The organism is Phenylobacterium sp. (assembly GCF_036402295.1).
GTDB lineage: Bacteria > Pseudomonadota > Alphaproteobacteria > Caulobacterales > Caulobacteraceae > Phenylobacterium.
Map to the genome: position 1 here is coordinate 1 of NZ_DASWTE010000306.1, position 9,351 is coordinate 9,351.

Annotated in this window: 9 protein-coding genes; 4 read left to right on the forward strand and 5 right to left on the reverse strand. The window is 70.7% G+C overall.

From position 1 onward, the window contains the following. Window positions 1-3: 3 nt before the first annotated feature. On the forward strand, window positions 4-831 hold the full coding sequence (locus VGD44_RS18495; protein ID WP_331089854.1) for a transglycosylase SLT domain-containing protein: 828 nt from the start codon (window positions 4-6) through the stop codon (window positions 829-831). Here the strand turns inward: VGD44_RS18495 and VGD44_RS18500 are convergent. Together VGD44_RS18500 and VGD44_RS18505 are read right to left on the reverse strand one after the other, a co-directional pair. Continuing rightward, a complete protein-coding gene (locus VGD44_RS18500; protein WP_331089846.1) occupies window positions 828-2,024 on the reverse strand; it encodes a CaiB/BaiF CoA-transferase family protein in 1,197 nt (398 codons plus the stop codon). The two genes, VGD44_RS18495 and VGD44_RS18500, sit on opposite strands and share 4 nt — an antisense overlap. A gap of 56 nt (window positions 2,025-2,080) precedes the next feature. Next, window positions 2,081-3,298, reverse strand: coding sequence for a hypothetical protein (locus VGD44_RS18505; RefSeq protein ID WP_331089847.1), 1,218 nt, complete (start codon window positions 3,296-3,298; stop codon window positions 2,081-2,083). A 170-nt stretch (window positions 3,299-3,468) separates the two neighbouring features. Here VGD44_RS18505 and VGD44_RS18510 point away from each other — a divergent pair, with 170 nt between their 5' ends. Further along, window positions 3,469-4,608 (forward strand): DUF2336 domain-containing protein, encoded by a 1,140-nt coding sequence (locus VGD44_RS18510; protein WP_331089848.1) that lies wholly within the window; start codon window positions 3,469-3,471, stop codon window positions 4,606-4,608. Window positions 4,609-4,661: 53 nt separating this feature from the next. Next, window positions 4,662-5,465, forward strand: coding sequence for an NUDIX hydrolase (locus VGD44_RS18515; protein WP_331089849.1), 804 nt, complete (start codon window positions 4,662-4,664; stop codon window positions 5,463-5,465). Window positions 5,466-5,468: 3 nt separating this feature from the next. Here the strand turns inward: VGD44_RS18515 and VGD44_RS18520 are convergent, their stop codons facing one another. The 3 genes from VGD44_RS18520 to VGD44_RS18530 all read right to left on the reverse strand — a co-directional run bounded on the left by VGD44_RS18520 (window position 5,469) and on the right by VGD44_RS18530 (window position 8,032). After that, window positions 5,469-5,930: an Hpt domain-containing protein gene (locus VGD44_RS18520; protein ID WP_414694692.1), complete on the reverse strand. Its 462-nt coding sequence runs from the start codon at window positions 5,928-5,930 to the stop codon at window positions 5,469-5,471. A gap of 130 nt (window positions 5,931-6,060) precedes the next feature. Continuing rightward, window positions 6,061-6,837 (reverse strand): NAD kinase, encoded by a 777-nt coding sequence (locus tag VGD44_RS18525; RefSeq protein ID WP_331089851.1) that lies wholly within the window; start codon window positions 6,835-6,837, stop codon window positions 6,061-6,063. 61 nt (window positions 6,838-6,898) lie between these two features. Further along, on the reverse strand, window positions 6,899-8,032 hold the full coding sequence (locus VGD44_RS18530; RefSeq protein WP_331089852.1) for a DUF2336 domain-containing protein: 1,134 nt from the start codon (window positions 8,030-8,032) through the stop codon (window positions 6,899-6,901). A 108-nt stretch (window positions 8,033-8,140) separates the two neighbouring features. On the opposite strand from VGD44_RS18530, the gene VGD44_RS18535 reads away from it, so the two are divergent. Then, window positions 8,141-9,351, forward strand: a 1,211-nt coding sequence (locus tag VGD44_RS18535) for a glycerol kinase GlpK (RefSeq protein ID WP_331089853.1), incomplete at its 3' end; no start/stop codon positions are given.

Below are 9,351 nucleotides of genomic sequence, written 5' to 3' on the forward strand. Positions count from 1 at the left end.
GGCATGGCTGTCCAGGGAATCCGGGCGATCGTCGAACAGGCCATCGAACGCGCCTCCAAGGCGACGGGCGTGGACTTCGGATTCCTGATGAAGACGGCGGGGCGGGAGTCCAGCTTCAACCCCCGCGCCAGGGCCTCCAGCTCCTCTGCCGCCGGCCTGTTCCAGTTCGTCGAGCAGACCTGGCTGTCGACCCTCAAGCAGCACGGCTCGAAGCACGGCTACGCCCGCTACGCCGACCTGATCACGAAGACGTCCGACGGCCGCTACCGGGTGGCCGGCGACGAGGCCCGCCGGGCGGTGATGGACCTGCGCCTCGATCCGCACGCCGCCTCGCTGATGGCCGGCGAGCTCACCACGGACCACGCCGCCTATCTCAAGGGCCGCGTCGGCAGATCGCCGACGGCAGGCGAGCTCTACGCCGCCCACTTCCTGGGCCCGCAGGGCTCGGCGCGGCTGATCAAGGCGGTGGAGAGCCAGCCGGGCGCGGCGGCGGCCTCGCTGTTCCCTGACGCGGCGCGCTCCAACCGGTCGATCTTCTACCGCGACGGCAAGCCGCGCAGCATTGGCGAGGTCTATGCGAACCTGACCAAGTCCGGCGGCGCTCAGCAGCCTATCGGTCCGGCCAAGCCCCCGGCCGACCCGGACGACGGCGGCTTCATCCACTACGCCTCGATGCGCCAGACCGCCCGCCAGCGCGAGCAGGATGCGCTCATCGCCCTTATCCTGCGCGGCTCGCAACCGGCCGACCAGGCGGGCGTCGGCAGCCGGCTGGCCGGCTCGCTGTTCACCAGCGAGATGCTGAAGGTCCTGTCGGACAACCGCGAGAGCTAGGCGGCCGCGCCGTCCGCGAACATGGCGTCGATTTCGCCCGCGCCGTAGCCCAACTCGGTCAGCACCGCACGCGTATGCTCGCCCAGGCGGGGCGCAGGCGGGCGGGCCTCGCGCTCCAGCCCGGGGAACACCGCTGGCGCGGCAGGCGAACGGTAGGTCCCGCCGTGGCCGTCCTCCACCGGCACGAAGCAGCCGGCCGCGTCGGCCTGCGGGTCGGAGGCGACATCGGCCGGGGTCTGGAACGGCGCCCAGACGAGGTCGGCGGCGTCGAGGCGGCGGGCGATCTCTTCGAAGGGCAGGGCGGCGAAGGCCGCGTCCAGTTCCACGGCCAGCTCGCGGGCGTTCTGGCGGCGGGCCTTGCCCGAGGCGAAGCGCTCGTCCTTGGCCAGGTCCGGGCGGCCGGCGGCCTCGACGAACTTCTCCCAGCCGCCGCTCGAGCCGCGCGGGTTGTGTACGAACCAGCGGCCGTCGGCGCTGCGGTAGTGGTTGGCGAGCGCGTTGATCGGATTGTCGCGCGAGCGCACCGAGGCCAGCCGACCCATCTTGAGCTGCACCGACATGTCCGAGCCCATCAGGTAGACGCCGGATGCGAGCAGCGACGTCTGCACCATGCGACCCTCGCCGGTGCGCTCACGCTCGTAGAGGGCGGCCAGGATCGCCGAGACCGTGGCGAGCGAGGTGGCGTGGTCGCCCATGCCGGAGGTGCGCATGAACGGCTCGGCCCCTTTGGGCGCGGTCATGTAGCCGATGCCCGAGCGCGCCCAGAAGGCGGTAACATCGAAGCCCGGCAGGTGGGCGTCGGGGCCCTCGAGGCCGTAGCCCGTGATCACCGTGTAGACGAGCCGCGGGTTGGCGGCGCGCAGGGTCTTGTCGTCCAGGCCGTAGCGGCGCAGCGACACGGGCCGCACGTTGGTCAGGAAGACGTCGGCCTCGGCGGCCAGCTTTGCGAGAGCATCGCGGGCGGCGGGCTTGGTGATGTCGAGCACCACGCCGCGCTTGCCGCGGTTGTCGAACTCGAAAGTGGGGTTCGCGCCGAGGTCGTTCGCGAGGTCCGCGAAGATGTGGCGCATGCTGTCGCCTTCGGGCCGTTCGACCTTGATGACGTCGGCGCCCCAGTCGCACAGGATCCCGGCCGCGCCGGGGCCGGCGATATAGGCGGAGAAGTCGACGACCTTCAGGCCTTTGAGCAGCACGCGAAGCCTCCCAGCTTTCTTTGCGCGCCACGCTACGGGAAGTGACCGTACGGCGCCTAGGCGACCTGGCGATCGTTGGCGACGCCGCGGCTGGCGGCCAGGGCGTCGCCGATCGCCCGCGCGGTGGTGGTCGTGGCGATCGGGCGGCGCAGCAGCGCGTCGGCCCCGGACGCGAGCGCAGCGACTGCCTCGTCGGCGTCGGACCCGATGACGGCGACGATCGGCGTAGCCCCGGCGGCGCCGGGCAGGTCGCGCAGGCCGGCGATCGCGGCCGGGTCGCCGCACACCGCCAGGTCCAGGTCGCAGATGCGGGCGAGCTCGACGGCGCGGGCGGACTGGGTGGTGTGGACCACCTGGTGGCCCAGCTGCTCGAGGCTGGCGCGCAGCGTGGCCGCGGCCAGCGGATCGGGCTCCACCGTGAGGATGCGGAGGCGGCGCGTGGGCTGCTCGGCCTCGGCGACGGGGGCGGCGCCCACGATGGCCAGGAGCTCGTTCACCGCGTCCAGGGCCACGCCCACCTGCTGGCGGGTGGGGGCGGCGCGGCCGCGGGCGGCGGTGGCCAGCACGTGGGACACGCCGGTCAGGCCGTCGCGCAGCTCCTCCGACAGGCTGTCGACGAGATCGGACTTCACGCGGGCGAAACGACGCGCGGCCTCGGCCTGCTCGGCGCGTTCGGCCAGCAGCCGCTCGCGCTCGGCGATCAGGGCGTACTGGCGGCGCAGGATGCGGTTCACGCCCAGCGCCAGGGCCAGCCCCAGCGCCGCAGCGCCGAGCGCGACGCGCGCCATCGGCGCGTCCGCTGGAATGGCGAAGGCGATCAGCGGGCCGGCGACCGCCACGGGCGCCACGATCAGCAGGCTGGGCAGCCAGGTGGCCGTGAAGATCACGCAGACCATCGCTGCCCCGAGGATCAGCAGCAGCAACGTCTCGCGCACGGGACCGGCGTAGTGGGCGAAGGCGGCGAGGCCCGCGATGGCCAGCGCCCAGACGAGGCCGCCCATGATCTGCACGCGAGCCCGCATGCGAAGATCGGTCGCAGCCTCGGTCTTCAACCAGTTCACGACGCCGTAGAAGGAGCCCCAGCCGACCGCGAACGTGGCGAAGGCCGCGCCCATCCACTGGGCGTTTGCGGCGTGTCCGGCGACCCAGACGAACACCGGCAGCGAGACGCCAAACGCCAGCAATGCATAGGGAAGCAGCGCGGCTTGCGCCTTCATCCCCTGTTCGCCCACGGAGGCGGCGAGGGCGGCTTCGGCGGCTTTGTCGGACGGCACGGACGGACCTCTCGCAGGATTGGCGGCCACCCTGCCGCACGCCCCGTTCCCGCAGCGTTACGCGAGATCCTTAATCCACAGATTTGGTCGGAAACCTCTCGTTAAGCTCCACAGTACAAATCTCGAATCGCGGGACTCCGGACACGGTTCGGAAAAGGGCGATACGGAAGATGGCGACGACACGATCAGCGCTGACGGATGAAGACATCCGCACGCTGGTGAAAGGCGCCACCCCGGACGAGCGTGCGCTCGCGGCCCGCAAGCTCTGCACCACAATGGAAGCGACCCCGCTGTCGGACGAGGACCGGGCGCTGGCCGCCGACATCCTGCGCGTGATGGCCGCGGACGCCGCCGAGCTGGTGCGCAAGGCGATCGCCGAGGAGCTGAAGGCGTCATACGTGGTGCCGCGCGACGTGGCGGTGCGGCTGGCCCGCGACGTGGAAAGCGTCTGCCTGCCGCTGCTGACGTTTTCGCCGGCCTTCACCGACGCGGACTTGGCCGAGATCGTCCGCCTGGGCGGACCCGTCCGGCAGGTGGCCATCGCCAAGCGGCCGGAGCTCACCCGCACCGTCACCGACAGCCTGGCCGAGCACGGCGGGGAACGGGCCCTGGTCACCGCGTGCGCCAACCCAGGCGCCGACTTCACCGAGAACGCGCTGCAGCGGGTCATGGACCGCTTCGAGGCGTCGGAGCGCGTGCTGGCGGCGGTGGCCTACCGCAACGCGCTGCCGCTGACGGTGACCGAGCGGCTGATCGGCATGGTCAGCGAACGGGTCCGCAATCACCTGGTGACGCACCACGCCGTCTCGGCAGCAACGGCTCTCACGATCGCCACCGGGGCGGCCGAGCGGGCGACCGTCGACATCGTGGATCAGGCCGGCAAGACCGCCGACGTGAAGGGCCTGGTCACCCACCTGCAGCGCGAGCGCAAGCTGACCGCCTCGCTGCTGTTGCGGGCGCTGGCGCACGGGCACATGACGTTTTTCGAATGGGGCGTGGCGGAGCTGGCCGGCGTTCCGCACCACCGCACCTGGCTGATGATCCACGACGCGGGCCCGCTGGGTCTGCGTGCCATCTACGAGCGGGCCGGGCTGCCGGCGCGCCTGTTCCCGGCGTTCCGCGCGGCCGTGGACACGTTCCACGCCATGGAGTTCGACGGCGGCCCGCGCGACCAGGAACGGTTCCAGGAGCGTATGCTGCAGCGCTTCCTGACCCAGCCGCAGGCCGCCGCGCGCGAGGACGTGGACTACCTGCTCGAACGGATGGACCGCGCGGCCGCCGCAGGTCGGGAGCTGGCCGAGACCGCTTGAGGGCCGTTTCGGGAGACTCGACTTCCCCGCGGTCAGGGTTCCAAGCTGGACCCATGAGCGATGCGCGACAACCTGCCGAAACCAAGCCCGCCGCCACCATCCTGCTGCTCCGGGACCAGCCCGAGTTCCAGGTGCTGATGGTCAAGCGCCACCACCAGATCGACTTCGCCTCCGGTGCGCTGGTGTTCCCGGGCGGCAAGACCCACGGCGGCGACACGGATCCCGCCTGGGCGCAGCACTGCGTGGGCTGGGACCAGTTCGATGACGAGCAGCGGACCCTGCGCATCGGCGCGATCCGCGAGGCCTACGAGGAGGCGGGCATCCTGCTGGCCGAGGGCCTGGACGGTGCGCACTTCGCCGAGGTGTGCGATCCGCAGGTGCGCGCGGCCGTGGACAGGGGCGAGACCGCCTTCATCGACGTCGTGAAAGACCTGGGCGTGCGGCTGCGGCTGGACGCGCTCGCCGTCTTCGCCCGCTGGATCACGCCGGTGATGATGCCGAAGCGCTTCGACACCTGGTTCTACGCGGTCCGCGCGCCGGCTGACCAGGTGGCCGCGGCCGACGGACGTGAGGCGGTGGACGCCGAGTGGATCGCGCCGTCCGAGGTGCTGCGGCTGGCCGAGGTCGGCGAGCGGACGGTGATCTTCCCGACGCGGATGAACGTCCAGCTGTTGGCCGAGGCGTCGAGCGCCGAGGACTGCGTGGCGCGCGCCAAGGACCGCACGCTGGTGACGGTGCTGCCGAAGGTGGAGGTGCGCGGGGAGGGACGGTTCCTGGTGCTGCCGCCCGATGCGGGCTACGGCGCGGTGGCCGAGCCGATGGACCGGATCGCCGCGGAGAGCCGGGCGCCCGCCTAGGACCTAGGCGCCGAACTCCCGGATCCGGCTTTCCAGTTCCTGGACCAGGACCTTACCGACCGGGTGATCCTCGGTCTTGATGTCGTCGCGCGCGGCCGCCTTGATGGCGTCGATGTGCGCGTCGATCAGACCGACCGGGGCGGACAGGCGCTTTTCCTTGTCGTCGATCAGGCGGCACAGCAGGCCGGCGATGCGGGTGATCAGCGGGAAGCCGTAGGTGGCGCCGAGGCCCTTCAGGTCGTGGGCGCGCAGGTAGAGGCCTTCCATGTTCTCAGGCGTCGGGCCGTCGGTGTGCACCACCTGACGCGCGGCCTCGAGTTTGGCGATCTCGTCGTTCAGCCACTGGGTGAAGTTGCCGGAGAGGCTCTTGAGCGCGGCCTCGGCCTTGGCGATGGCCGCCGGGTCGATGGCGCCGAGACGGCCGCCGCCCACCTTGAGGCGCAGCGCGTTGGGGGCCTGGAACATCTGACCGGTCTTAGGTTCGCTCACGTCACTCTCCCAGCGAAGCGCCGCTGCAGGATAAGGTGAACCCGTTAATAAGCGACAAAGGCGTAACCGGTGGTTTGGACTTCGGTTGCGACCGCGCCGGACCCAGTCAGACCGAGAATTGCTCGGCCAGGACGCGCTCGCCGAGGCTGCGGCCGGCGTCGAAGAGCATGCAGACCTTAACGTCGCGGTCCTCGGCGATATAGACCTCGAGTACGTTCGGAGCCTCGAAGTTGTCGGCCACGGCGCTGACCGGCCGCTTCGCGCCCTCGAGCACCTCCAGCCGCATGCGGGCGGTGTGCGACAGGAGCGCGCCGCGCCAGCGGCGGGGCCGGAAGGCGCTGATCGGCGTGAGCGCCAGGATCTTCGAGTCCATCGGGATGATGGGGCCGTGGGCCGAGAGGTTGTAGGCCGTCGAGCCCATCGGCGTGGAAATGAGCGCCCCGTCGCAGATCAGCTCCGGCAGGCGCACCTTGCCATCGACCGAGATGCGCAGCTTGGCGGCCTGGCGCGTGGTGCGCAGCATGCTCACCTCGTTGAAGGCGATGGCCTCATGCGTCTGCCCCTCGACGTCCACCGCCTGCATGCGCAGCGGATGGATCTCGGCCTGCTCGGCGGCGTTGATCCGGCCCAGCAGGTCGTCGTCTGAGAACTCGTTCATGAGGAAGCCGACCGAGCCCTTGTTCATGCCGTAGATCGGCTTGCCCGAGCTCATCAGCGCATGGACGGTCTCCAGCATGAAGCCGTCTCCGCCGAGGGCGACGATCACCTGGGCGCTGTCGATGCCGGCGTCGCCGTAGCGGGCGGCAAGCTTGTCGCGCGCCTCCTGCGCCTCAGGGCGGCTGCTGGCGACGAAGGTGAGGCGGGTCACGAACAGGTTCTTCATTGGCCGCCAGAAGGGCCGAAGCTCCGCCGTCTGTCAAACGCGCGTATGCGACAGTTTGACGTTAGGCCGCGAGCGAGCGGGCGGCCTGGCGGAAGGCCGAGGCGGCCACCTCGGGCGAAACCGGCGCAAAGGCGACGGAGGCCTTGCGCGCGCCATCGGCCCCCCCGCCGGGGCGGCCGTCGTTGAGCTGGCGGGTCATGTCCAGGATGTCGGGGAAGACGCTGCGGTCGATGCCGACGGCGGCGCAGGCCAGCGCCAGGAGCTCGGGTCGGTCGGAGTCCAGCGTGGCGCGGACGTGGGCGGCGTCGAAGCGGCCCAGAATGGCGAGCGCGCCGGCGAACAGGCCCAGGCGGCCTTCGCGGAGCGCGCGGATCAGGTAACCCGGACGCAGCTGGCCGGCCGAGTAGAGCTTGTCGATCAGCCGCTGCTCCATGATCTCGCGCTCGCCCTCGCGGGTCATGCGCGGCACGGCTTCGGAAGAGGGCGGACTGATCAGGCTGGTGTGCGCCTCGTTGATCGAGGCGGCGAGGGCCTCGTCCAGCACGGTCACGTCCAGGCGGAAGCGGTCGGCCAGGCCCTTGCGCACGGCCAGGCCCACCCAGAGGTAGAGGCGCTTGGCGAGCTGGCCGGTCAGTTTGGGATGCTGCGACAGCGGCGTGCGCATGGCGGCGATCTGGCGCGAGGCCTCGACCAGCTCCTCCATGTCGGACGGCGAGAGCTCGGCCGTGTGATTGCTGGCCAGCGCGGTCAACACCGCGGGCTCGGACTGCTCCAGGATGGCGGAGACGACGCTGTGGGAGAGGTGCGGGCGGCGTGCGACCTCGATCTGGTGTTCGATGGTGGCCTCGACCAGAAGGCGTACGAGGTCGAGGTCCTTCAGCACCGGGCTCTGGGCGATGATCGGCCGGGCGATCTCGATGTCGTCCAGCGCCAGCACGTTGATGAGCGCACTGGGCGCCCACTCGGCGGCGGCCAGCTTCTCGGACAGGCGATGGCGGATGTCGCGTTCGGCCTCGACGACGAGGCTCATGAAGATGGAGGACAGGAGCGCCTGGATGGCCGGCGACTTCATGGCCAGGTCCGCGTGGGGCGCGTCGCACAGATCGGCGATCGCCAGCAACAGGCGTTCCCGGTCCGCCGGTTGGCGGCTCTTGGCGAGGTCGAGCAGGCTTTCGCTGCTCATCGCGAAGCTCAAGCCGGATCTCCTATCTTCTACAGTTCGAACGCGGCTACATCCCAATCTGGCGTTAGCCGGTGAAGACATGCTTAAGGCCGGGGCCGTGGGGACAAGGGAACGGAAACCATGGGCGAACCGCTGATCCTGGCGCTGGACCAGGGCACGACCTCGACGCGGGCCATACTCTTTACCGCCGACGGGCGGCCGCTCGCCGAAGCCGGAAGCCCGCTGGAACAGCACTACCCGCAGGACGGCTGGGTCGAGCACGACGCCGAGGAAATCTTCGCCGAGTCGGTCAAGGCGCTAAGGGCCGTCGTCGACAAGGCCGGCCGCTCGCTGGACGACGTGGCGGCCATCGGCGTCACCAACCAGCGCGAGACAGTGGTCCTCTGGGAGAAAGCTTCGGGAAAACCGGTACATAAGGCGATCGTCTGGCAGGATCGGCGTACCGAACCGCTCTGTGCGAGCCTGCGGAGCAAGGGCCGTGAGCCCCGCGTTACCGAGATCACCGGCCTGCTTCTGGACCCCTATTTCTCGGGCACGAAACTGGCCTGGCTGCTGGACCATGTGCCCGGCGCGCGGGCGGCGGCGGGCCGCGGCGAGCTGCTGGCGGGCACCATCGACGCCTGGGTTATCTGGAAGCTGACGGGCGGCAAGGTGCACGCCACCGACGCCACCAACGCCTCGCGCACGCTGCTCTACGACATCCGCGCCCACGCCTGGTCGGCCGAAATGGGCGAGATGCTGAACGTCCCGCTGGACATCATGCCGCAGGTCAAGGACTGCGCCGGCGACTACGGCGAGACCGAGTCCGGAGTCCTGGGCCGCGCCATCCCGATCCGCGGCGTGGCCGGCGATCAGCAGGCGGCGCTGATGGGGCAGGGCTGCATCCGGCCGGGCGAGATGAAGGCCACCTATGGCACGGGCTGCTTCATGCTGCTCAACACGGGCGAGGCGGCGCCGGTGTCGCAGGCGCGCCTCTTGACCACCGTGGCTGCGCAAGTGGGCGGCAAGACGACCTATGCGCTGGAAGGCGCGATCTTCATCGCGGGCGCGGCGATCCAGTGGGTGGAGAACCTGGGCGTGACCGGCGGCCCGCGGGCCGTCGAGGCGCTGGCCCAGTCGGCCAACGACGAACTCGGCGTCGTGCTGGTGCCCGCCTTCACCGGGCTGGGCGCGCCGTGGTGGGACGCCAACGCCCGCGGCGGCCTGTTCGGCCTGACCCGCGACGCCGGGCTGCCCGAGATCGCCCGCGCGGCCTTCGACGCCAGCGCGCTGCAGACGCGCGACCTGATCGAGGCGATGCGGGCCGACGCGCCCCAGGCGTTCAAGGGCGA